Source organism: Selenomonas bovis DSM 23594 (genome assembly GCF_000381005.1).
GTDB lineage: Bacteria > Bacillota > Negativicutes > Selenomonadales > Selenomonadaceae > Selenomonas_C > Selenomonas_C bovis.
Window position 1 is genome coordinate 112,077 of sequence record NZ_KB908380.1, and the last position, 22,309, is coordinate 134,385.

General features: G+C 60.0%; 20 protein-coding genes and 1 pseudogene. 2 read left to right on the plus strand and 19 right to left on the minus strand.

The window, feature by feature from the left end; all coding sequences use genetic code 11:
- Nucleotides 1-106: 106 nt before the first annotated feature.
- The 16 genes from F599_RS0102215 to F599_RS0102290 form a co-directional block, all read right to left on the minus strand.
- Nucleotides 107-1,711 carry a CTP synthase gene (locus F599_RS0102215; protein ID WP_019541898.1) on the minus strand — a complete coding sequence of 535 codons (1,605 nt, stop codon included), beginning with the start codon at nucleotides 1,709-1,711 and terminating at the stop codon, nucleotides 107-109.
- A 132-nt stretch (nucleotides 1,712-1,843) separates the two neighbouring features.
- Nucleotides 1,844-2,194 (minus strand): DNA-directed RNA polymerase subunit delta, encoded by a 351-nt coding sequence (gene rpoE, locus F599_RS0102220; RefSeq protein ID WP_019541899.1) that lies wholly within the window; start codon nucleotides 2,192-2,194, stop codon nucleotides 1,844-1,846.
- Nucleotides 2,195-2,211: 17 nt separating this feature from the next.
- Nucleotides 2,212-3,867 (minus strand): arginine--tRNA ligase, encoded by a 1,656-nt coding sequence (gene argS / locus F599_RS0102225; RefSeq protein ID WP_019541900.1) that lies wholly within the window; start codon nucleotides 3,865-3,867, stop codon nucleotides 2,212-2,214.
- Between the two features lie 102 nt (nucleotides 3,868-3,969).
- Entirely contained in the window at nucleotides 3,970-4,401 is a 432-nt protein-coding gene (locus F599_RS0102230) for a YwiB family protein (RefSeq protein WP_019541901.1), read from the minus strand.
- Between the two features lie 134 nt (nucleotides 4,402-4,535).
- Entirely contained in the window at nucleotides 4,536-6,551 is a 2,016-nt protein-coding gene (locus F599_RS0102235) for a methyl-accepting chemotaxis protein (protein WP_019541902.1), read from the minus strand.
- Nucleotides 6,552-6,717: 166 nt separating this feature from the next.
- Nucleotides 6,718-7,182: a chemotaxis protein CheX gene (locus F599_RS0102240; protein WP_019541903.1), complete on the minus strand. Its 465-nt coding sequence runs from the start codon at nucleotides 7,180-7,182 to the stop codon at nucleotides 6,718-6,720.
- Between the two features lie 7 nt (nucleotides 7,183-7,189).
- Complete coding sequence (locus F599_RS0102245) at nucleotides 7,190-8,053, minus strand: response regulator (protein ID WP_019541904.1); 864 nt, start codon at nucleotides 8,051-8,053, stop codon at nucleotides 7,190-7,192.
- Between the two features lie 490 nt (nucleotides 8,054-8,543).
- On the minus strand, nucleotides 8,544-8,900 hold the full coding sequence (locus F599_RS0102250) for a P-II family nitrogen regulator (RefSeq protein ID WP_019541905.1): 357 nt from the start codon (nucleotides 8,898-8,900) through the stop codon (nucleotides 8,544-8,546).
- A 10-nt stretch (nucleotides 8,901-8,910) separates the two neighbouring features.
- Entirely contained in the window at nucleotides 8,911-10,224 is a 1,314-nt protein-coding gene (locus F599_RS0102255; protein ID WP_019541906.1) for an ammonium transporter, read from the minus strand.
- 445 nt (nucleotides 10,225-10,669) lie between these two features.
- Nucleotides 10,670-11,401: a CsgG/HfaB family protein gene (locus tag F599_RS0102260; RefSeq protein ID WP_019541907.1), complete on the minus strand. Its 732-nt coding sequence runs from the start codon at nucleotides 11,399-11,401 to the stop codon at nucleotides 10,670-10,672.
- A gap of 12 nt (nucleotides 11,402-11,413) precedes the next feature.
- Complete coding sequence (locus F599_RS0102265; RefSeq protein ID WP_156021912.1) at nucleotides 11,414-12,277, minus strand: hypothetical protein; 864 nt, start codon at nucleotides 12,275-12,277, stop codon at nucleotides 11,414-11,416.
- A gap of 10 nt (nucleotides 12,278-12,287) precedes the next feature.
- Nucleotides 12,288-13,076, minus strand: coding sequence for a hypothetical protein (locus tag F599_RS0102270; protein WP_019541909.1), 789 nt, complete (start codon nucleotides 13,074-13,076; stop codon nucleotides 12,288-12,290).
- Nucleotides 13,063-13,545 carry a hypothetical protein gene (locus F599_RS0102275; RefSeq protein WP_019541910.1) on the minus strand — a complete coding sequence of 161 codons (483 nt, stop codon included), beginning with the start codon at nucleotides 13,543-13,545 and terminating at the stop codon, nucleotides 13,063-13,065. Before F599_RS0102275 ends, F599_RS0102270 begins: the two co-directional genes overlap by 14 nt.
- A gap of 26 nt (nucleotides 13,546-13,571) precedes the next feature.
- A complete protein-coding gene (locus F599_RS0102280; protein ID WP_019541911.1) occupies nucleotides 13,572-13,985 on the minus strand; it encodes a hypothetical protein in 414 nt (137 codons plus the stop codon).
- 12 nt (nucleotides 13,986-13,997) lie between these two features.
- Complete coding sequence (locus F599_RS0102285; RefSeq protein WP_019541912.1) at nucleotides 13,998-14,327, minus strand: hypothetical protein; 330 nt, start codon at nucleotides 14,325-14,327, stop codon at nucleotides 13,998-14,000.
- Between the two features lie 38 nt (nucleotides 14,328-14,365).
- Nucleotides 14,366-14,941, minus strand: coding sequence for a hypothetical protein (locus F599_RS0102290; RefSeq protein ID WP_019541913.1), 576 nt, complete (start codon nucleotides 14,939-14,941; stop codon nucleotides 14,366-14,368).
- A 271-nt stretch (nucleotides 14,942-15,212) separates the two neighbouring features.
- On the opposite strand from F599_RS0102290, the pseudogene F599_RS15325 reads away from it, so the two are divergent.
- A pseudogene (locus tag F599_RS15325) lies at nucleotides 15,213-16,246 on the plus strand (IS30 family transposase); the annotation flags it as partial.
- Nucleotides 16,247-16,273: 27 nt separating this feature from the next.
- Complete coding sequence (locus tag F599_RS15970) at nucleotides 16,274-16,663, plus strand: transposase (protein WP_244869322.1); 390 nt, start codon at nucleotides 16,274-16,276, stop codon at nucleotides 16,661-16,663.
- 337 nt (nucleotides 16,664-17,000) lie between these two features.
- On the opposite strand, the gene F599_RS0102310 is transcribed toward F599_RS15970, so the two are convergent.
- From F599_RS0102310 to F599_RS0102320, 3 genes are all read right to left on the minus strand, one after another.
- Nucleotides 17,001-18,185 (minus strand): PucR family transcriptional regulator, encoded by a 1,185-nt coding sequence (locus F599_RS0102310; protein ID WP_019541917.1) that lies wholly within the window; start codon nucleotides 18,183-18,185, stop codon nucleotides 17,001-17,003.
- 145 nt (nucleotides 18,186-18,330) lie between these two features.
- Nucleotides 18,331-19,962: a trimethylamine N-oxide permease gene (locus tag F599_RS0102315; RefSeq protein WP_081626299.1), complete on the minus strand. Its 1,632-nt coding sequence runs from the start codon at nucleotides 19,960-19,962 to the stop codon at nucleotides 18,331-18,333.
- A 212-nt stretch (nucleotides 19,963-20,174) separates the two neighbouring features.
- Entirely contained in the window at nucleotides 20,175-22,307 is a 2,133-nt protein-coding gene (locus F599_RS0102320) for a (Fe-S)-binding protein (protein WP_081626300.1), read from the minus strand.
- Nucleotides 22,308-22,309 lie beyond the last annotated feature (2 nt).

Genomic DNA, 22,309 nt, shown 5'->3' on the forward strand with positions numbered 1-22,309 from the left:
CAGCGCTTCCTTTTATGGCATACTTTCGTCATGAAAAGCGAAATTCCTGCCTTATCTTGGTAAAAAGAGCGGAAAGTATTCTTTTTTCTTTTCTGGGCAGCTCGCCTTATTTCACATTCAGCGCCGCCCGCACGAACTCGCGGAAAAGCGGGTGCGGATGGTTCGGGCGCGACTTGAGCTCAGGATGCGCCTGCGTACCTACGAACCAGGGATGGTCCTTGACCTCCACCATCTCGACGAGACTGTCGTCGGGCAGCGTGCCGGCAATGACGAGGCCCTTCGCCTCGAGCGCTTCGCGATATTCGTTGTTGAACTCATAGCGATGGCGATGACGCTCGTGGACGAGGTTCGCGCCATAGGCCTCCTGTGCGTGCGTGCCGTTGACGAGCTTGCAGGGATAGGAGCCGAGGCGCATCGTGCCGCCCTTGTCCTCGATGCCCTGCTGCGATGCCATGAGGTCGATGACAGGATGCTGCGTCTCGGGATTGAACTCCGAACTGTGCGCGTCCGTCATGCCGCAGACGTGGCGGGCGAACTCGATGACGGCGCACTGCATGCCGAGGCAGAGGCCGAGGAACGGGAGCTTGTGCTCGCGCGCGTACTGGATGGCCTTGATCTTGCCCTCGATGCCGCGGTCGCCGAAGCCGCCCGGCACGAGCACGCCCTTGCAGCCGACGAAGACCTCGTCGAGATCCGTCTCCTCGTCCTCGATCTCCTCCGCGTTGACCCAGTGGATCTTCACCTGCGCGTCGTTCGCGATGCCGCCGTGGTGCAGCGCCTCCGTGACCGAGATGTAGGCATCGGGGAGCTCGACGTACTTGCCGACGACGGCGATCTTGACCTTTTTCTGCGGGTGATTGATCTTGTAGACCATCTTCTCCCACTCGCTCATGTCCGCGGGACTGTAGTCCATGTTGAGCTTCTCGAGCGCAATCCGGTCGAGGCCCTCTTTCTGCATCATGAGCGGCACTTCGTAGATCGTCGAGGCCGTGCGGTTCTCGATGACGGCCTCCGGCTGCACATCGCAGAACATCGCGATCTTGTCCTTCATCTCCTTGGAGATGGTCTTCTCCGTACGGCAGACGAGGATGTCCGGCTGGATGCCGATGGCGCGCAGTTCCTTGACGCTGTGCTGCGTCGGCTTCGTCTTGAGCTCGCCGGCCGCCGAGATGTACGGCAGCAGCGTCACATGGATGTAGAGCGTGTCGTTCTTGCCGACTTCCTTCTTCACCTGACGGATGGCCTCGAGGAACGGCTGGCTCTCGATGTCGCCGACCGTGCCGCCGATCTCTGTGATGACGACATCGGCACCGTCCGCCTTCGCGACATCGTAGACGCGCTGCTTGATCTCGTTCGTGATGTGCGGGATGACCTGCACCGTCGAGCCGAGGTACTCGCCGCGGCGCTCCTTCGTCAGCACAGACCAGTAGACCTTGCCCGTCGTGATGTTGGAGTTCTTGGAGAGGTTGATATCGATGAACCGCTCGTAATGGCCAAGGTCGAGATCCGTCTCAGCGCCGTCGTCCGTCACGAAGACCTCGCCGTGCTGGTACGGGCTCATCGTCCCCGGATCGATGTTGATGTACGGATCGAATTTCTGAATGGTCACCTTGATGCCCCGGCTTTTCAGGAGACGGCCGAGCGAAGCCGCCGTAATGCCTTTGCCGAGGGAAGATACAACACCGCCGGTAACGAAAATATACTTTGCCATTGTTCTGCCTCCTGTTCTGAAAGAACCGCCGATGAAATGACTGCTGGGACTGCTTCCTAAGATTCTAAAAAACTCTGCCTATTTTACCGCGTTTTCAAAACGCCGTCAATCAGGAAACGCAGCGCCTCGCCCTCACTCCTGGATGCTCTCGAAGAGTTTCTCCTTGCGGCGGCTCGCCTTGTTCGCCGCGCGCGAGGAACCGGAGGATGTGCTCGAAGAGGAACGTGTATGGCGCTTCGTCTCCGGCGGGTTCCACTCCGTGAGACCCCACTGGCCTTCGCCCTCGTAGTGGAAGCGGCTGTCCATGTTGATGAGCGTATAGACCTCGGAGATGGCGGCCGAGAGCGACTGCACCGGCTTGTGCTTCTTCTCGATGACATCGAGCACGAGATCTTTATAGTACATCGTCTGACCGGCATGGGAAAGGATATAGTAGGCGATGTCTACTTCTGTCATTTTCGTGAAATCCTGCGTATCTGGCATGAATGAACTCCTCCTCTTTACATGTGCTCCGGGGCGGAAACGCCGAGGATGCCGAGCGAATGGCGGATGACGTGCGCTGTGACGGTCACGAGCGCGAGGCGCGCCTCAGCGAGCTGCGGCTCCGTGCCCATGATGCGGCACTTGTTGTAGAAGCTGTGGAAGAGCGCCGCGATGTCATAGGCGTAGCGCGCGATGCGCTGCGGCGCGTAGTCGCTTGCCGCGCGGTCGATCTCCTCGGGGTACTCCTCGATCTTTTTGATGAGCTCGACCTCAGACGCGTCGGTGAGCAGCGAGAGCACAGGCTTTGCCGAAAGCTTGAGCCCCGCCTCCTCCGCCTGGCGGAAGATGCTCATGATGCGCGCGTGCGCGTACTGGATATAGTAGACGGGATTGTCGTTCGACTTTTTCTTCGCGAGGTCGAGATCGAAATCGAGCTGGCTGTCGAGCGAGCGCATGAGGAAGAAATAGCGCGCCGCGTCGGTGCCGACCTCCTCCATGAGCTCGTTGAGTGTGACGCTCTGTCCCGTGCGCTTGCTCATCTTCACGAGCTCGCCGTCGCGGTAGAGCGCGACCATCTGCAGCAGCAGGACCGTGAGCCTTTCCGCATCGTGGCCGAGCGCCGACATCGCCGCCTTCACGCGGCAGACGTAGCCGTGATGGTCGGCACCCCAGATGTTGATGAGGCGCTCGAAGCCGCGCGCGTACTTATTGTCGTGATAGGCGATGTCCGCCGCGAGGTACGTCGGCACGCCGTTGTCGCGGATGACGACGCGGTCCTTGTCGTCGCCGTACGCCGTCGACTTCAGCCAGAGCGCGCCATCCTTCTCGTAGATGTTGCCGTTCGCCTTGAGCTTCTCGACCGCCGCGCGGATGGCGTCCGGATGGAGCGTACGCTCACTGAACCAGTTGTCGAACGTGACGTGGAACGCCTCAAGATCCTCCTTGAGCAGCGCGAGCTTCTCCTTGTAGGCGAGATCCTTGAAGATCTCGAGACGCTCCTCCTCGCTGAGCGCGAGGTATTTGTCGCCGTCCTTCTGGATGATGCGCTTTGCCGTATCGATGATGTCCGCGCCGTGGTAGCCGTTCTCGGGGAACGTGACTTCCTTGCCGAGGAGCTCGAGATAGCGCGCGTTGACAGACGCCGCGAGGATGTTCATCTGGTTGCCCGCATCGTTGATGTAGTACTCGCTCTCGACGTCGTAGCCTGCCGCACGCAGCAGGTTCACGAGTGCCGAGCCGGCCGCCGCGCCGCGACCATGGCCGACGTGCAGCGGGCCCGTCGGGTTCGCGCTCACATACTCGACCTGGATGCGGCCGGCATCCTTCTTCGGCAGCTGGCCGAACGCCTCCCCCGCCGCAAGGATCTGCGCGAAGGAATCATAGAGGACATTCGACTTCAGATAGAAATTCAGGAAGCCCGGTCCCGCGATCTGCGTGTGATCGAGCCAATCCCCCGCGATGCGGGCGGAAATAACCTCCGCAATCTGGCGCGGGCTCTTGTGGAATACGCGTGCCGACTGCATCGCAAAATTCGTCGCGAAATCGCCGAACGCCTTCTCCGGCGGTACCTCGAGCACCACCTCCGGCAATTCGCCTGCCGGAAGCTCGCCCGCCTCGATGGCAGCGCGCGCGGCATCCAGAATCGCCTTGGTCAACGTCTCCTTGATATCCAAAGAACATCCTCCTCCATCTATATACGCAGCACACAAAGACCACCTCGTGGGCATCATGCGCCAGATTTTGCCGATCTACAGGAACGCCAGCCTGCGGCTTTCTCACTCCGCTGCCATCTCGATGGTCAGCTGACATCTGCCCTGGAACTCTCCCTGCAGGAACAGGTCATAGCGCAGCTCGACGCGCCCCGTGCCGTCAACACGGCAGGCCGACAGAAACTCCCGCGTGCGCACCGCGAGCGGAATCCTGCCGTAGGGGGAGCTGTAACTGCCCACCCGCTCGGCGCGCGGCACGAACTCGAGACGCTGCTCGACCGCCCCATGCCGCACAAGCGTGAGCGACGCCGGCGCAATCTTGAGGAGCGACGGCACGGCCTGCCCCGCGAGCAAGGTGGTATCCTCATAGCGGAGATAATGCGTTCCGTTCTTCACGTCATGGCGCGCCACCGCCCGCATCTCTGTGTGCTGCACCGCGCCCGCCGCGTCCGTCTGCTCACCGCAGATGCGGACGCGGATGCGGCCAGACTTCTCCATGAAACCACCTCCTGCAAAAATACACTAACTGATATTATAACGTAAGGAAGTTGGCTTGCCAACATTTTTTTAGTTGCAGCAAAAAAGACTGCCGCTTACGCGGCAGCCCCCTCTTTCTCTGGACGGGTTTCCCATCATACCTTGAACTTATGCACCTCGCCCTGAAGATCCTCCGCGAGTTGCGAGAGGTTGCGCGTCGACGCGGCGATCTCCTCGCTCGATGCCGACTGCTCCTCCGTCGTCGCTGAGACGCTCTGCGTGCGCGAAGCGTTCTCGTGGCTGATGCTCGCGATGCTATCCATCTCTCCCGACATCGACTTCGTGCCCTCCGAGATGGTCTGGATGCTGTTGGAGACATCCTGGATACCGCCCGCAAGCGCCTCGATCTGCAGCTGGATGGAGGTGAAGATCTCATCCGCTTCCTTCACAGACTGACGCGACCCCTCGACGCTCTGGCTGCTCTGCGCGCTGGCCTCGACGGCTTCCTTCATATCCGTCTGGATCGTCGCGACGAGCTCGGCGATCTTCGTCGCCGACGCGCCAGACTCCTCCGCGAGCTTGCGCACCTCATCGGCGACGACGGCGAAGCCGCGCCCCGCCTCGCCCGCGCGCGCTGCCTCAATGGCCGCGTTGAGCGCGAGCAAATTCGTCTGCTCCGCGATGCCCGTGATGACATCGACGATCTTGCTGATCTCATCCGACTGCTTCGCGAGTTTCGCGATGGTGTTTTGCACCGTCCCCGTGCCGTCATTGATATCGCCCATCGCCGTGACAATGTCCTGGATGGCCGCCTGCCCATGCTTGACGGCCTCTACGGTCTGCGCCGTGACAATAGCGATGGCCGAAGCGTTGTTCGCCACGTTTTCCGTCTGCTCCGAGATCTCCTTGACCGTCGCCGTCGTCGCCGTAATGGACTCCGACTGCTTGCCGATGCCCTCGGCGATATCGACGACGCTCGTCGCGACGCTCGTCGAGGCCTCGGCCGTCTGCTGGGCCGCCGCCGTGAGCTCCTCCGACGAGGCTGAGACGCGCTCCGCGTTCTTCGTGATGCCCGTGATGAGGTCGCGCATCGTATGGCGCATATCGGAGAAACCATGCGCGAGCGCGCCGAGCTCATCGGTCGTATCGAGGCAGAGCGGCCGCTTCGTGAGATCGCCGCTGTTGATGAGCTCGCACTCGTCACGCAGCGTACGCACCGGCTTGCTGAGCCTCTCCGAGATATAGACGATGACAGCCGAGACGATAATGAGCATGAGCAGCGCGAGTCCCAGCATCGTCTTCATGAGCGTACTCGCGGATGCCTCCACCTCGCTGAGCGGCGCCACAGCCACGGCGACCCAGTGGCGATAGCCGAGGTCGACCGGCGTCATGACGGCGAGCGAATCCACGCCCTTGGAAGTTCTGTACTGCGTGACGACCTGCTGCTTCGAGCCCGCCGCCTCCTTGAAACCGTCGACGAGCTTCTGGTCGATGGTCTTGCCGTTCGTCTCCGTCTGCGTGAGATCCATCTTGCCGATGTCCTCCGGCTGCTGCGCGTAGGCGACCGTCAGGCCATCCTCGTCAGCCACATAGACGCGGCCCGTATCGAAGAACTTGATATCGCCGACGAGCGAGTTGATCGAGTCGAGCTCGATCGTGCCGTAGACGATGCCGACGAGCTGCTCTTGCTCATCGAGCACCGGATAAGCGATGATCGTGATGAGCTTGCCGCTCGTGCCCGAGACAGAAGGTCCCGTGATGCAGGGCTGCTTTGTCTCGCGCACTTGCTTGATATAGCCGCGCGACGTGCGATCCATATCGACACCCTTATCGCTGAAGGCATGACCATCGACATCGGAGAAGGCGAACATGGCGAAGTCCTCGCCCTCCTTCTCCTTCATGGCAGCGAGTGCCGCCTCGCGCTGCACTCGGTCGCCGTGGATGATGGCCTTATTGTGCACGAGCCCCTTGACCGTCATAACGCTGCGCTGGAACCTCTCCTCAATCTGCAGCGCCGCCACCTGGCCCGTCCGTTTCGCCATGTCATCCGCATCGCTCTTGAGCGCCGAACTCGACATGTAGTAGCTCACCGCGAAGAAAACGATGAAGCTGCCGATGAACAGCGGCAGCAGCGCTGCAAGAAATTTCGTCTTCAAACTATTGAACTGCATGAATGATCTCCCCTCCATTTGTACAAGGCTTACCCCCAAGCCTTGCTTTCTTTCAATCATTCACCCACTGGGGAGACGTACCGCTGCCTGCGCCTCATCTCTGCGCAACCTCAGAGAGGCCACCAGCCGCACTTCTCCGACACATTTCTCTACTCCCTTGGACTTTCTACTTCTGCTCCACAGCGATGTCTAGCTCGAGCAGATGGCTCGCCACATCCATGGCCACCGTGAGATACGGCCCGTCGCTGATCTTGAGCTGGAAGCCCTCGCCGATGGAAAGGCTCGGCGTCGAGATATCGACCTCGAGCTCCATGCCGGCGAGATTCGTTGCCGCCGTCGCCGTGAGCATATTGCTCATCTCAGAAATCGCGCTCTGCGCCATCGCGTCGAACTCCGCGACAGGCATCCCCATCATCATCGTCGAAGCGATATACTTCGCGGTCTCCTCATCCATATTATAGACGACATTGCCGCGCAGCTGCTTTGTGAAACCGACGATGACCGAAACGCCAAGCCCCGTCACATTCTTTTGCCGGAGGCTCAACGACGTGCGTTTCGGCGCAGGGAATCCCATCTGCGGCAGCACCGACTCCACAGCGCTCACGAAAGGATTCACTAATTTTGCATCCATATATTGTTCAATCTCCCTCTGCAAAACCGATGTTCATGTAGATATTCCCCGCCGGCGTCACAGCCTCGATGCGGAACGTCGTGAGCTTGGGGCTCGCGATGCGGATATTCCTGCCACTGATCGTTCCCGGCGGCGTAATGCGCATCTCCTTATCCTTGAAAATGTTGTTGATGTTCGAGATGCCGCGTCCGACGATGATGTTCGCAGCCTCTTCGACCGCCTCGGCAGCCTCGTCCTCTGTCACATCCTCCACGCTCTCCTTGCCGAGCATGATGGCGGAGAACTTGCGCTGCGTCTCCTTGTCCATGTAGAAGATCGCCCGTCCCTGCGGATATCCCGTAAGGCCGATGATGACCGCCACGCCGCTCACATCGATGAAGCGGCGGTTATCGAGCTCGAGGCCCACCTCGCTGTGCAGGCCCGCAATGCTGAAGATGCCCTGCGAAAGCGCCCGCACGAATGCCTTCGCATACGACTCGCGCAGCACAGCTACCTTGCCGACCTCTGTCTGGCAGAGCGTCATGAGCGTATCGATGAGTTCATTCGTGCTCACCGGCTTCTGCAGGAAGGCGCTGATGCCGACCTCTCTGCCGCGCGTGATGAGGCTCGCATCCTTCATCGCGGAAATCATGACGATCTTCGCGGCAGGATCGACATCGTAAATCCTGCGGCTGCACTCGATGCCATCCGCATCAGGAAGATTCATATCCATCGTCACGAGGGCCGGATGCATCTTTTCGTAGAGCGACACTGCCTCCGCTGCATTCTTTGCCTGCGCGACGACTTCGAAATTCGTCCGATTGAGTTCATTGGCCAACATCGTACGGCTCACGCGCGAGTCGTCGACGATCATGATTCTGACCTTTTCCATAAATGCTCACCTGCTTTTTCCTGCTATCCCCAAGAAGAGTAAGAAACGCCCGCCCGCAGGCGGCAGCCTTCCCCGCTCCCTGCAATATGATGCGTTTATAGATATATTCGCGAAAAGCGCAGAAAATCCCTGCTTTTCCCCTTAAAGAATTACTGATTCATTCAGCACTCCGTCTTCACACGTCTCCACGCAAATTCAGGGCACCTCATTTAATCAGCGGTTCCTAAAATTCTTTTCCCTATACAGGATAGCAAAAAAAAAGCACAATCTCAAGACTTTGTGCCCAGAGTTTTTCTCGCCAGTCTCTTCCCCACCCCACCGCACAAAGCCGGGCGCATAAGGAACCGCTGATGCATCCCCTGCCTTGGCAATAAAAAAGACGCAGCCACCCTGCGTCTCTTGCAGGAAAGCCGCGCCTTCCGTGAACGTGCGATGCCACCTGACGGCGCGCCGAGGAAAACCTATCTCCTCAGCGCATCGCCTGGCCTCTTTATTTCTCGTCCTTGATGGCATCCTCACCGCGATCGCCCGTGCGGATGCGAACCGCATCGCTGAGCTCATAGACGAAGATCTTGCCATCGCCGACCTTGCCGGTCTTGAGAACCTTTTCTGCGACTTCGAGCACGCGCTCGACGGGAATCTCGCAGATGACTGTCTCCACCTTGATCTTCGGCACGAGGTTAACCTCGTACTCCTGCCCGCGGTAGATCTCCTTGTGGCCCTTCTGCAGGCCGCAGCCATAGACCTGGCTGACCGTCATGCCGAGCACGCCGATCTTGTTAAGGGCCTCCTTGAGATCCTCGAGCTTGCTCGTGCGTGTGATGATTTCGACTTTCGTAATTTTCATCTCAGACGCCTCACTTTCCCGGATTTTCCAGCATCGTGCTGGAGAACGATGCGGCATCGGCGGATTCGCCGAGGAAGGAACTCAGCATCGGGCTTGCCGAGAACGTCTCGCCCGTATAACCATGCTCGCCATGTTCGACGATATCGAGGCCTGCCGTCTCCTCCGCCTCATCCGCACGCATCGGCGTGATGGCGTTGACGATTTTGTAAAGGAGGAAACTGCCGACGATGGCGAGCGCATAAGCGACGACCGTCGAGATGACCTGCGCCATCAGGAGGTGCGCATCGCCGTAGAAAAGCCCATCCGCGCCAGCCGGATTGACGGACGTCGTCGCAAAGAGGCCCGTCGCGATGGACCCCCAGGTGCCGCCGAGGCCATGCACGCCGAACGCATCGAGCGAATCATCGTAGCCCATCTTCTCCTTGAGCACCGCGACAGCGCCATAGCAGACAGCGCCGCCAACGAAACCGATGAAGATGGCGGGCATCGGCGCGACGAAGCCAGCGGCCGGCGTGATGGCGACGAGACCGGCGATGCAGCCGGACGCCGCGCCGAGCACCGTCGGCTTGCCGCTGCGCACCCACTCGAGGAGCACCCAGCTGACCGTCGCGGCGGCCGCCGCGCCCTGCGACGCGATGAACGCGTTCGCTGCGAGTGCGTTCGCGCCGAGCGCCGAACCGGCATTGAAGCCGAACCAGCCGAACCAGAGGAGCGCCGCACCGAGCACCGTCATCGGCAGATTGTGCGGGAGCATTGCCGTCCGGCCGTAGCCGCGGCGCTTGCCGAGCAGGATGCAGAGCGTGAGGCCGGAGACACCGGAGAGGATGTGGATGACGAGGCCGCCCGCAAAGTCGAGCGCGCCGAGCTGCGCGAGGAAGCCGCCGCCCCAGACCCAGTGCGCCATCGGGTTGTAGATGAAGATGGCCCAGAGCAGGATGAAGAGCGTGAACGCGCGGAACTTCATGCGCTCCGCGAACGCGCCCGTGATGAGCGCCGGCGTGATGACGGCGAACATGCACTGGAACGCGACGAACGCGAGCTCGGGAATCGTGCCGTTCTCGAGAACGTTCATGCCGACGTTCGCGAGGCCGAACTTCTCAAGGCTGCCGATGAAGCCGCCGACGTCCGCGCCGAACGTCATCGTGTAGCCGAGGATCAGCCACTCGACGGAAATCATCGCGACAATGAAGAAACTCTGCATGATGGTCGTGAGCACGTTCTTGCTCCGCACCATGCCGCCGTAAAAGAAACCAAGACCAGGTGTCATGAGGAAAACCAGGGCCGCGCTGATGAGGACCCAGGCAGTATCGCCCGTGTCAATCATAAAAATCAGTCCTTTCGTACATTATATTGAAAAATAAATTCGGGGAGCGGGGCAATCAAATCCCTTTCCGTGTACGACTACTGAGAAGGGCCAGCGGTCAGAGCCGCTGACAAATAAAAATGGCGTCCACCAAGGAAAACAGCCTGTGAGGGTAAGCCGCCTTCCAAGGTGGGACGCCGTTGTCCCGCTATGACAGATGATGTCTATCAGCAAAAACACAAAAGCCTGCGCAGTCTGGTACCATGACTGCGCAGGCTCCATTGCCTGTCTCTTGCTGATGTGGTCATTATATTGCACAAAGCGACGACTGTCAAGCACGTCCAAGGATGTATACAAGAATACAGTCCAATATATCGTGCAGAATGTACGCTGCAGGAAATTTGCTCGACCACTGCAAGCCCAACCAGGATCGCTGCCGACAGCTGCAGCAGCTCCATCCAGCAGCTCAATAACCGAGCTGCGTCAGCAGATTCTTTGCCGCGGCATTGGCCGCTTTGCCTACGGTATCGCTCAGGAGATCCACCGCCGCCTCCTGCGCTGCAGAGGAAATGGTCTTGTCGCCCAGGCTGCCCAGCCCGCTGCCCGTACCGCCCGAGCGGGCCATCATGACCATGTTCGCGACCTGCAGGACATCGCTCGAGCACGCAACCGGCAGCTTGCTCGCGCCCTCGCCCGTCGCCATGGCGACGATGGCGCCGCTGCGGCAATCGATCACGCGCAACGTGAGCGTGACCGTAGCCGTGCGTGTTTGCGCATTGTAGAGCAGTGACTCCACGGAGGAGTCATTGATCCCAGCGCCAATGAGGCTGCCGTAGACGACATAGTCCGCACCAACTGCTTTCCCGATGTGCATGGCCTCGCTTTCCTTCACACCGCCCGCGAGCGCTCTCTCATCCTCCGCGTGCTCGTAAAAGGAGCTGTCATCCGGCAGATCTTTAAGCGCGAGCCGCTGCCCCGCCTGCTGCATGATCCGGAGGTTGATATCCTCGACGGCACGGCTCGCCATCTTCCGACGCGTCAGGCCGATCATCTGGTCTGCATCGTTCTCGCCCGCAAAACCGAGCTCCACCACGACGACCGAAGCGCCGATCGGCAGGCTCGGCATCGCAGCACCTGGGCTGGCGATGCCGAGCAGGCAGCAAGCCGTAAGCAGCGCAGACAGGAATATCTTCTTCATCACCGCACCACCTCAGTCCAGGACGAGTGTCTTGTCATCCACGGCCTTGACGAGATCATCCACCAGCGCCTGGGCGGCATTCTTCAGGGCATGGACGTAATCCGTCTCGGAGAGATCCATGCTGCCGCTCCTGCCGACGAGGAAATTCGTCTCGCTCTTTCCCGCCCGCTTTTCCACGCGATCTGTCCAGATGACCGTCCCCGTGGACGCCTGGATGACGCGCAGATCCGCGAGAACGCTGAACCCTGCCGTCTGGCGGTTCATGTGATCCATCAGATTGGTAAGCAGCGAGCCTCCCGGCAGAAAGCTCAAGCCAACGCCAACGACGGTCTTCACCGTATTGAAATCCTCGTCCTCCCAGCTGCCCTGCCCGAGCTGGACAACCGTTCCCTGGATGAGATAGTCAGCCCCAGACTCCTTGCCGATGCTCGCCGTCACAGCCGGAGCGACAGATTGCCCCTTGCTCGCGGTCGCGAGCGTCTGCGCGCTCTCATCGGCAAACGCCGGCCCCTCGAACACGGCGCTGAGGTCGCCGCTCTCGATGGCGTCCTTCGCCGCCTGAACCTCGGCTCTCTTGTCATCGTAGAGCATGGCTTCCATATCCTTCGTGATCGGCGTCTCCACTTTCAGCTGGAACTTGCCGCTCGCCAGGATATCGTTCATGAGATACTCCGTGATGCGCTGGTCAGAGCCCATTTTCTTGAACCGCGTGTCATCCGTGAACTGCATCACCACGCATTTCGGCGTCGGCTTCGCCTGTGCCTTTGCCGTCGCAGTTTCCTGCGGCGCCGCCTGCGCTGCGAGCGGCAGGCATATCGCGCAACATCCCATGAGGCATGCTGCCATGCCGCGCATCATCCATCTCCTGCTCTTCATCTGCGCCACCTCATTTCTTCGCCTTGATGCCCTGCGGCAGGGAGAGAAGCGTCTCATCCGGCTGTCCGCTGAACTCATCGATCTTCAGTACGCACTTCCAGCCCACCAGCTCGCCCTTGTCATTCCGCGTATAGGAAACAGAGGCGATTTTCGTCAGCTGCCCATCCTTGAAGTAATAGCGGATGGCCTCCAATCCCTGCGCGCTGCTCGCCCGGTAATCCTCGAAGGAGAGGCCGCTGTCGAGCGTGCCGTCGTCGACGAACGCATAGGACGGCATCCCCTCCGGCTTATCCTTTGCGGGCAGCATCGCCGTGAGCAGATGCGAGACGCTCTTCGTCCCGAAATCCTCCCCGTAGAGGAGGTCTTTCTCCTCCCGGTAGGGCTTGGCCGCAAGTTCCCGCGCCTTTGCGCCATTGCTGTCCAGATAGGTAATCTTTTTCTTCTTGCTCACCGTGCGCGCAAAGCGATAGGCATCCTTTCCCTTGCGGAGGTGCGAACTGCCGTAGTCGCCATAGTCCACATCGATGTAGCTCTCCGTTCCCTTGAGCACAACCGTGCCATGATACGGCTGGTTGACGAACCGCTGCGGCTGCTTGCTCTGGTACCCGTACTCCATGCTCACAAGGCCGCGCGCGTGCACGAGTTCCCCTGGCGTGATGTTCTCATAACGGATCGTGCAGTTCCGCTCCGACAGCATATTGCTGTAGCGATCCAGCTGGTACGCCGCCGCTGATGGCAGGGCGATGCCCAGGGCGGCGAGCCCCACCAGGGCCGCGCGGACGATCTTACTTTTTCTCATCCTTCGTTCCTCCCATCGGGCCGAGATACCGCGGCTGCTTCATGAGTTCCTCGATGCCGCCGTCATTCGCCGCGTAGACCGGCACCTCTTCAGCCGGCTCGTCCATATGTGTGCCGAGATCGCCCGTCAGGCTCTGGATATCGAGCGTCTCAAGATGTGTTTCCTGCCCGTTCCGCAGCAAATATTCCTCGATGGCCACGAGTTTCCCATTCTCGTACAAGGCGTCATAAGCCAGCTGGCCAGCGACTGTCTGCGCCTGCGTCATGATGTCCTCCAGATAGCGGTCGCAGTCATACGACTTCCCAGCCACCGTCTTGACCGAGCTTGCCGCGAAGACCGGATGCCGCTCGCTCGGTGCATGACGCGTCCACGCATCCTGCCAGGCAAAGATGGAAAGCTCCTGCGGCAGGGCGAGCTTCTTCCGCGCCTCCGGCCACTTTTCTGTCGGATCAATGGCGCTGCTCTCCACATCCGCGACCGGCAGAACGCGTGCGGTCAGTTTGCCCTTTCCAGTCTGGAAAAACTGGGCGTCGCCGCCACATGGCGGAACCGCTGCTCGAGCTGCTCGGCGGCAGCGGCAGCTGCCTGCTGCCGCGCGAGATTCGCGGCAATGCCGCCGTCATTCTCGACGCCCTGCCCCGTCGCCTGGAATGTGCCGAGCACCTGCCCCGTCGCGTAATCGACGATGCGCATGGAGAGATCCGCGCGCGCGGAGCTGACAGCGGACATCTCCCTATAGCCTCTGCCATCCGAGATCTGCACAGGGTAGTCATGCGTATCGCAGCGCCCGAGCACGAGATAGTCGAGCGCGGTATCCCGCGCATCGCCATCCCATTGCGGCGCACCGCCCTGCACAGTACCCGCGAGCCGCACGGAGCCCGCGATGCTCGCCGTCTGCCCCGCATCCATGACATGATGGAATCACATATCGATGAGACGCTCCGAGAGCGCGCCTTCCACGATGGCATCCCGAGCGTCCGCCTCCTGCGCGCGGGAGAGAATCTCCGTATGCGTCACATAGCCCTGCGACTGCGCGTAGATCTCATCGAGCTGCGTCTGGCCATCCGCGACGAGCGTCCGCGACGACAGATAGGTGCCTGCCGCCTGCTCGACTGCATTGCGCACAGCGTCCCGCTGCGCCGCCGCCTCATCCGCGCCGACGCCGTCCACGACGACCGACTGTGCCCCCGCGGATCCAAGCCAGCAGGCAAACAGGACGCTCAGCGCCAGACATATCTTCTTCCTCATCATGCTTTTTCTTCCTCTATCCTTGTACTCTTTCATTCCTGCTAAAACCGCACTGCCGCTAGCTTCACATGCGTCTCCTGACCCGCCCGAACCTCGATTTTCTGCACGAGACAATTGCGGATGCCGACGAGGCGGAACTCGAACTCATCGAGGCGCGGCAGACGAGCGAAAAGTTCCTCTCGCGCCGCGCGTTCCGCCGCGCCCTCATCGAACGGCTTGCCGAAAGGATCAAGCGTCATGAGATAGTAACGGCCGGGCGGTATCTCCTCGAACCTATACGCGCCCTTCGCGTCGGCGTGCGTGCGGTAGATGGGCGCGCCCGCGGGAATCTCCTGCCGTTCATAGAGCGCGTCGATCGCCTCATCAGAAAGCTTGGAGAAAGCGAAGTCCTCGCGGATGAGCCAGATATCCGCCCTCTGCTGCGGCTTCGTGTTTTTCGGGGCCGCGACGTCCCAGCTCACCGTTCCCGTCGAGAGCATCTCGTCGGAGCGGATCTGCATCGCGCGCTCCGTACCTTTCGTATGCGTCGTTCCCGTCACGCTGCCGCCCTGCGCCGCCTGCGCGGCGGGCGCGGACAATGCAAGCAGCAGCGCGGCGAGCAGACAGATCTTTTTCATAAATACGCGCTCCTTTCCCGCTGCCCGATGGATCCAGCATGTTTCAAGCAACTGTCTACATAGTTCGCCCTTTAGAAAAGAAACTCCTTCCCATCGCCAGCAAAAAAAGAGGCATTCGCCTCTCAGAATCATCAGCCATTAGTATTCTTACTTCTCGACAACATCTTTCATTTTTAAAGGCGGATTGTATAATCAATTTGAACACCTAAAAATCCACAGCGGCCTGTGGTAGAATGCAGTAGAACGAATCGCATCTACGAAGGAGGCCGCTATGGATCGTCTACAGTCTACCACTGATATGCCCCGCAGGAAATGGGCGCACCTGACATTTGCGGAACGCGTCATCATACAGACCCGTCGGAAGGACAAGTGGTCGCTTCGGAGGATTGCCCGCGAGCTTGGCTGCGCTGTCAACACCGTACGAAACGAAGTGCGGTGAGGCAATGTCCTCCTCTACAACGGCAAGGTGGAACGCTACCGTGCTGAGGACGGACAGGCGGCCTACGATGCGAACCGCAAGAACTGCGGACGCAAGTGCGATGCTCTCCGCAAGGGACGATTCCTCGACTATGTCGACAAGAGATTCCAGGAAAATCACTGGTCGCTCGATGCCTGCGTCGGCCGTGCTCTCGCCGAAGGTCTCTTCGGACGCGAGGACATTGTCTGCACCAAGACCCTATACAACTACGTCACCATGGGCTTCTCGGGAAGATCAAGAGCATCGACCTCCCTCTGCGCGTCAGGCGCAAGAACAAGAAGAAGCATACGCAGGAGCGTAAGAAGAAGCTGGGACGCAGCATCGAGGAACGCGATCCTTCTATCGAAGAGCGGCAGGAGTTCGGGCACTGGGAGTGCGACCTGGTGCTCGGCGCACGATCGAAGGACGAGGTGCTCCTGACCCTGGTCGAACGGAAGACCCGCAGAGCCATACTCCGGAAGCTCCGCAACAAGGAGAGCACCACCGTCCTCGAAGCTTTCCGCAAGCTCCGGCAGGAAGAGATGTTCAAGGACTGCTTCAATCAGGTGTTCCGGACACTCACCACCGACAACGGCAGCGAGTTCGCACGCCTCTCCGAACTGGAAGAGATGAACGCCGTGCGCGTGTACTACGCTCATCCCTATTGCTCCTGCGAGAAGGGGACGAACGAGAACCACAACGGGCTGTTCCGCCGCTTCCTCCCAAAGGGAAAGCGGATGGAGGACTATCCGGCTGGGCACATCGCTCGTGTCGAGGAATGGGCGAACACCCTTCCGAGAAAGATCCTCGGCTACAGCGCCCCGGAAGAGTGCTTTGAAAAAGATGTCTACCTGTGCAGCGAAGGCCGCAAGCTGGTGGTCAGCGGCATCCGTCATGCAAAAAGCCGGACTGGTTTTGTCAGCGAGAAGACCTGCTACACCTGCAAAAGCTGCAAGGACTGCCCGCGCAAGGCGGACTGCATCCATGGCAACCACAGCAAGCAGCCGCTTGATGAGCGCACGAAACATTTCGAGGTGGCCAAGGTTTTCCAGCAGGAACGGCAAGAAGACCTGGCGCGTATCACGAGCGAACATGGCATTGAGGTGCGTGTCAACCGCAGCATCCAAGCAGAGGGAGCTTTTGCCGATGTCAAGGCTGACAGGAACTACCGTCGTTTCCTGACAAAAGGGCATGTCAACGTAGAGGCAGAAACCATCCTGCTGGCAATGGCACATAACATTTTTAAGGAACCGCTGATTAAATGAGGTGCTCCGGATTTGCGCGGATGCGCTGTATCTCTCTAGGAGACAAACCGGAGGCGTAGCGGCAAAACGCTCCATCGCGTTTTGTGCTGAGGATTGTAGGGCGACTGGAGGACAACGCAGACGCGTGAAGACGGAGTGCCGAATTAATCAGTGGTTCCTCAAAGCGCCTGCCTCGGCGAGCAGGCGATCTTCCCGCTGCCCGATACTTCCGGCATTTTTCAGGCAACTACTTGCATAGTTCGCCCTGCGGAAAGGGAAATCCTTCCCGTTGACGACAAATAAAAAAGAGGCTCCCGCCCCTTCTGTCATTCAGCAGCACCACTATCAGCAAACAGCATCATTCCTGTTTCTCGACAATGTCTTTCATCTTGAAGTAATCACCAACGTAATACGCGAGCATGTAGTCGAAGCAGACGACGGCGTCGTCGAAGTCCGCGCCGGTGATTTCCTTGATCTTGTTGATGCGGTAGCTCACGGTGTTGCGGTGCGCGTACATGGCGCGCGCCGTCTCCTGCAGGCTGTTCATGTGGAAGAGATAGTAGCGCAGCGTCGGCGCGAGCTGCGCGTTGTGCTGCTCATCGTAGCGGAGAAGCGGCACGAGCAGCGACTCGTAGAGCTTGCGCAGCGTGCGCATGTCCTTGAGCGCGAAAAAGACGCTGTAGACGCCGATGTCGTCGAACTGCATGACCGGCTTTTCCGTGAGGCGCGCGACCTCGAGCGCCGCCTCCGCCTGCTGGTAGGCCTCCGTGAGCCCCGCGTACTCCATGTGGATCTGGCTCTCGCCGCAGAACTGCGGCGCGGCCTCCTTCGGCAGGGCCGCGAGCAGTTTCTCCGAGACCGCGAAACTCTCCTCCGGGTTCTTGTGGAAGATGATGAGCAGCAGATAATTCTGCTGGAAGAAGAGCAGATACGGACGGCGCAGATGGTTGAGCATGCGTTTCCAGCTCGCGACGATGAATTGCTTCTCGCTTTCCTGGATGGTCTCCCGGCGCAACTCGTAGAGCTTGAGCCGGAACGCCGTATGCGGATACATGCCGCCGCTCAGCGCCTGCAGGTAGTCGTCTTTCTGGCAGCTCGAGGAGATGACGCCGCGCACGAGCATCTCGAAGTTCAGCTGGTTCTGCTGCGCGAGCAGCAGGCGCTTGCCGTAGTCCTGCACGATGTCGGCGAAGCGGATGTGCCAGGGGATCGTGAAGAGCGCGAAATCCTTCTGCGCGCAGTACGCGAGCACGTTTTCGGAGATGTCCTGCTCCGTCAGATATTTGCCGATGTTGAGGATGAGGCCGCTCGCGCGGTAGCGCACGAGCTGCTCGATGAACGCTTGCAGCCACCCCTCCCGGCGCTCGCACATGAGCCCCGTCGTGATGACGAGCTCGCCGCCGCGCAGGAATTTGACCGTGTCGATGTCCTCGCAAAGCTGCACCCACGAGCATTCCCGCGTGAGCCCGGAGTCGCCTGTGAGCTTGTGGATCTGATATGTTTTCGCCGTTTCCTGGTAAATCTTCTGAATCTGTAACGACAAGAAGCTCACCTCCCCGAAAAACCATCCTGCTGTCCGCATATCAAAAATCAGCCATCGGACGCACGACTTTCACACGCAATAACGCACGGAATAGGCACAGCCCTCAAGAGAGGGGCGATGTGCCTATGAAATCGTGCCTGCCCTGTCAGCTGAACAGGTGATAGAAGCCGAGCACCGTGCAGACGCCGCAGAGGATCGCGAAATAGGGAAGCATGCCGCACTTCTTGAGCGCGGCGCCGTTCTCCTCCGCCTCGAGCGTGCTCGCGGGGAAGACGCCTTTGTCCTGGATGTAATGGCGGAAGCAGAAGACGGGCAGGATCATCGCGCAGATGATGAGGCCGATGACGATGTTCGTCGTGCTGATCTTCGCTGCGGCAACGCCGAGGAACGCGAGATTGCAGAAGCTCAGAAGCACGTTGAAGCCGAGAAGCACGGTCGGCGCGCGGAACGGACGCAGGGCGTCGGCGCGGTCGATGCGATGAATCCAGCCGGACTGGAGATTGAGCCAGTTGAAGAGGATGTAGCCGCAGTTCGAGGCGAGGAGCACGACCATATAGTCAGACATCATGAGCAGGATGAGATTGAACGAGAGATCCGTGAGCATCGCGTAGATCGGCGAGCCGTGCTTGTTGACCTTCGTGAGGTAGCGCGGCAGCCAGCCGTCGACGCTCGCCTGATAGAGCGTGCGAGACGAGCCTGCCATCGACGTCATGACGGCGAGCGCGATGGAGAGCAAGAGCATGACGACGATGAAGTTCGTGAGCGTCGCGCCGCCGTGGAGCAGGTCGCCGAGCGCGCGGGCCACGCCCGAGCCGGCGACGATTTCCGGCGCGCGCAGCCCGTCGAGCCCGAGGGAGCCCTCGAAGACGAACGGCACGATGGAGAACATGAGGATGCAGAGCAGGCCGGAGAAGACGAGCGACTTGATGACATCCGTCTTCGGATGCTTGAACTCGCTCGTGTAGCAGACGCAGGTCTCGAACGCGTAGGTGGACCAGGCGGCGACATACATGCCGCTGAGGAAGATGCCGATCCCTTCAAAGTCCCAGGCGCCATTCAGCGGGACGAACGGCTGGAAGTTCGCCATATCGACGTCGCCCGCGAGGAGCGGCCCGACGGAGCAGAGCAGGAGCGGCAGCAGGCCGGCCATCGAGAGGATCATCGTGATCTTCGCGGCCTTCGAGATGCCGAAGTACTGCGCGGTGAAAATGCTGATGAGGATGAACGCTCCGAGGAAGAATGTCGCGTTCAGCCGGAGCGTCAGACCGTCGATGGCCCAGCTGAGGTCGGCAATCGTGTACTGCCACGTCATGACGGCGGAGTCCGCCGGGAAGATGCTCGTGAGCAGGTAGCCTGCCATGAGCCCCGTGCCGATCGCGAGGATCGGCGTCCAGGCGATCCAGTTGCACCAGACGGAGAGCGGCGCGATGAACTTGCTGTACGGCAGCCAGCCGATGGAGCCGTAGACGGAGGCGCCGCCCGACTTATTCGGGAAGAGGCCGGAAATCTCGGCGTACGTGAACGCCTGGAAGAAGCCCATCGTCACAGAGAGCGCCCAGATGAGGCAAGCCGGCGTACCAACCTGGTCAGCGAGGGCTCCGACGGAAAACAGCACGAGCGCGGGAACGCCGCTGGCGATGAAGAAGACATCGATCCAGGAAAGCGACCGCTTCAGCGTGTTGACATGACCATGAATCGTTGATTCCACGGCAGGCGCACCAGCGGGAGAACCCACGGATTCGCTCCCCACCGGTGGACGAAGTAGTAGATCACTCATGATAAAGCCCTCCAATCCCAAAAGAAAAATAAATGCGATACGAAGTTCTTGAGAAAACAAAAGGCCTCCATGGACCAACGGGTCCATGGAGGCCTCATCGCCTCATCTCTATCGTATGAATGAAGTATAGCACAGCTTCTTTCATACAACAATGAGCCGATTGAACAAAAAACAGGGCGATGATTGTGTACGATAAACAATATGTGTATTTATCAAGAGGACGCTGTTAACATTTCTCCATCACTTTCCTCTGTTTTGTCGGCAGAAAGGCAATCAGCGATCAGCTCGGCGATGTCTTTGACGGCAAGCTCTTTCTCCATGCCTTCCGTCTTCACGGCGTCATCAAACATCGCGAGGCAGTACGGGCAGGCGACGGCGAGCACATCAGGATGCGCGCTCTCCTTGATCTCGCGCAGGCGCAGCGAGCTGACCTTCTCCTTCTCCGGCACATTGAACCAGGCGTTGCCGCCGCCCGCGCCGCAGCAGAAGCTCGTATCCCGGCACTTTTCCGGCTCGACGAGGGAGGCGCCCGGCAGCTTCTCTATGACCGTGCGCGGTGCATCGTAGATGCCGTTCATCCTGCCGAGATTGCAGGGATCGTGATAGGCGATGTGCGCGAGCTTCGCGTCCTTGGCGGCCAGCGGCAGCTTGCCCTCCTGCACGAGCTGCGCGAGGAGCTCCGTGTGGTGGATGACCTTGAGCTCGAGACCGAAGTCCTTGTACTCATGCAAGAGCGTGTTGTAGCAATGCGGGCACGCCGTGATGAACGTCTTATCCGCATAGGGTTCGAGATACTGGACATTCTCCATCGCGAGCAGCTGGAACCTGCCCTCCTCGCCGAGGCGTTTGACGACCTCGCCGCAGCATTTCTCCTCCGCGAGGATGGCGAAGTTCACGCCAGCTGCCTGAAGCACGCGGATGATAGCGCGCGTAACTTCCTGGTTGCGCTGACCATAGGCACCCGCGCAGCCGACCCAGAAGATATAGTCAGCATCCGGATTGTCCTCGATGTCGGGAATCCCATCATCGAGCAGCCACTCCATGCGCTCATAGGACGGCATGGCGTAGGGATTGCCATTGCGTTCGACCGCAGAGAGCAACGCTGCCTGCTTGTCCATGATCTCTCCCTTGGAGAAGAGATGGCGCCTGAGATCGAGCGTGTACTCGACATGATGGATGGAGGCAGGACACTCCTCCATGCAGGCACCGCAGTTCAGGCAGGACCAGGCGGCATTCTCCGTGATTACGCCATCCGTGAAGACGTCGGCGCCCTCTCCTTCCTCGACGCTGTCCTCATCGAGAACGAAATCACTTGCCTCCGCCCTTTTCATGCCGAGGGACACCGGCGGCGCCTGGAGCGTCTTCTTGAGTCCCTGCACGAGCAGGCGCGGCGAGAGCTCACGTCCAGCGACGTGCGCGGGGCAGACGCGCTCACAGCGTCCGCAGTTGATGCAGGCGTCGAGCTCGAGGCAGCGCTTCCAGTCAAGGTCTTTCACTGTCGCGATGCCCATCTGCGGCTCGGCGTCATCGTCCTCCGCCATCTCCATGAGGTTAAAAGGCATGGAGAGCTTCGCCTTCGGCACGCCAATCGTTTCGAGAAAGAGATGCACGGGGATCGCGACAATGTGGAAGAGCTTCGTAAACGGCACGATGGCGAGCATCGTGAGCGCCGCGAAGAGATGCACCCACCAGAGCACCGGATAGGCAGATGGCACGGCAGCCGCCGGCACGAATGCCGCAAAGATGCTGCCGACATAGGAGTAGCCGCCCCAGGCGACGGGATGCGCCGCGAGGCGCATGCCCTCGAGCAAGAGGCCGCTCACGCCGAGGAACAGGAGCAGGAGCAGCACGGGAACTGCGTCGCGCGTGTTCTCGAGGTAGTCAGGCTTCGCGAGCAACCGGCGTCCGAGCGCCATGAGGCAGCCCGCCACGAAGAAGAGCGCCGCCGTATCGAGTGCGAATTCGAAGAAGAAGTAGGTGCCGTTTTTGAGGACCGTCACACCGATATGCGAGAGGAGGTCCTGCTGGAGCGCCACGGTCATCGTACCGAGCGTAAGGAGGAGCATGCCTCCGTAGATGAACCAGTGGAACGCCCCCGCAAAGGGACGGCGCGTGATCTTCTTGTGCAGGAGACCCAGGGACACCACGTTCCTGAGGCGCGCCATGCCCGTCTCCTTCGCATCCGCCACAAGCTCGGCAAGCGCCGCCTGTGGGCGGATGCCGTAGCGCAGGAAGCGCCGATAAAATCCGTAGGCCATCACGCCGATGAAGACGAGCGACAGCGGATAAATGACTGCGCCCGCGGCCTTTGGCATGAATGGCAAAAATTCCCTTACTGCATCCATTC

Bases quoted from the DNA above. Each gene is read 5' to 3' on its own strand.
- F599_RS0102255 (WP_019541906.1), bottom strand. From the start codon at position 10,224: ATGATTGACACGGGCGATACTGCCTGGGTCCTCATCAGCGCGGCCCTG.
- F599_RS0102250 (WP_019541905.1), bottom strand. From the start codon at position 8,900: ATGAAAATTACGAAAGTCGAAATCATCACACGCACGAGCAAGCTCGAG.
- F599_RS0102230 (WP_019541901.1), bottom strand. From the start codon at position 4,401: ATGGAGAAGTCTGGCCGCATCCGCGTCCGCATCTGCGGTGAGCAGACG.
- F599_RS0102240 (WP_019541903.1), bottom strand. From the start codon at position 7,182: ATGGATGCAAAATTAGTGAATCCTTTCGTGAGCGCTGTGGAGTCGGTG.
- F599_RS0102320 (WP_081626300.1), bottom strand. From the start codon at position 22,307: ATGGATGCAGTAAGGGAATTTTTGCCATTCATGCCAAAGGCCGCGGGC.
- F599_RS0102215 (WP_019541898.1), bottom strand. From the start codon at position 1,711: ATGGCAAAGTATATTTTCGTTACCGGCGGTGTTGTATCTTCCCTCGGC.
- F599_RS0102315 (WP_081626299.1), bottom strand. From the start codon at position 19,962: ATGAGTGATCTACTACTTCGTCCACCGGTGGGGAGCGAATCCGTGGGT.
- rpoE (WP_019541899.1), bottom strand. From the start codon at position 2,194: ATGCCAGATACGCAGGATTTCACGAAAATGACAGAAGTAGACATCGCC.
- F599_RS0102270 (WP_019541909.1), bottom strand. From the start codon at position 13,076: ATGAGAAAAAGTAAGATCGTCCGCGCGGCCCTGGTGGGGCTCGCCGCC.
- F599_RS0102265 (WP_156021912.1), bottom strand. From the start codon at position 12,277: ATGAAGAGCAGGAGATGGATGATGCGCGGCATGGCAGCATGCCTCATG.
- F599_RS0102260 (WP_019541907.1), bottom strand. From the start codon at position 11,401: ATGAAGAAGATATTCCTGTCTGCGCTGCTTACGGCTTGCTGCCTGCTC.
- F599_RS0102285 (WP_019541912.1), bottom strand. From the start codon at position 14,327: ATGATGAGGAAGAAGATATGTCTGGCGCTGAGCGTCCTGTTTGCCTGC.
- F599_RS0102245 (WP_019541904.1), bottom strand. From the start codon at position 8,053: ATGGAAAAGGTCAGAATCATGATCGTCGACGACTCGCGCGTGAGCCGT.
- F599_RS0102235 (WP_019541902.1), bottom strand. From the start codon at position 6,551: ATGCAGTTCAATAGTTTGAAGACGAAATTTCTTGCAGCGCTGCTGCCG.
- F599_RS0102290 (WP_019541913.1), bottom strand. From the start codon at position 14,941: ATGAAAAAGATCTGTCTGCTCGCCGCGCTGCTGCTTGCATTGTCCGCG.
- F599_RS0102280 (WP_019541911.1), bottom strand. From the start codon at position 13,985: ATGGATGCGGGGCAGACGGCGAGCATCGCGGGCTCCGTGCGGCTCGCG.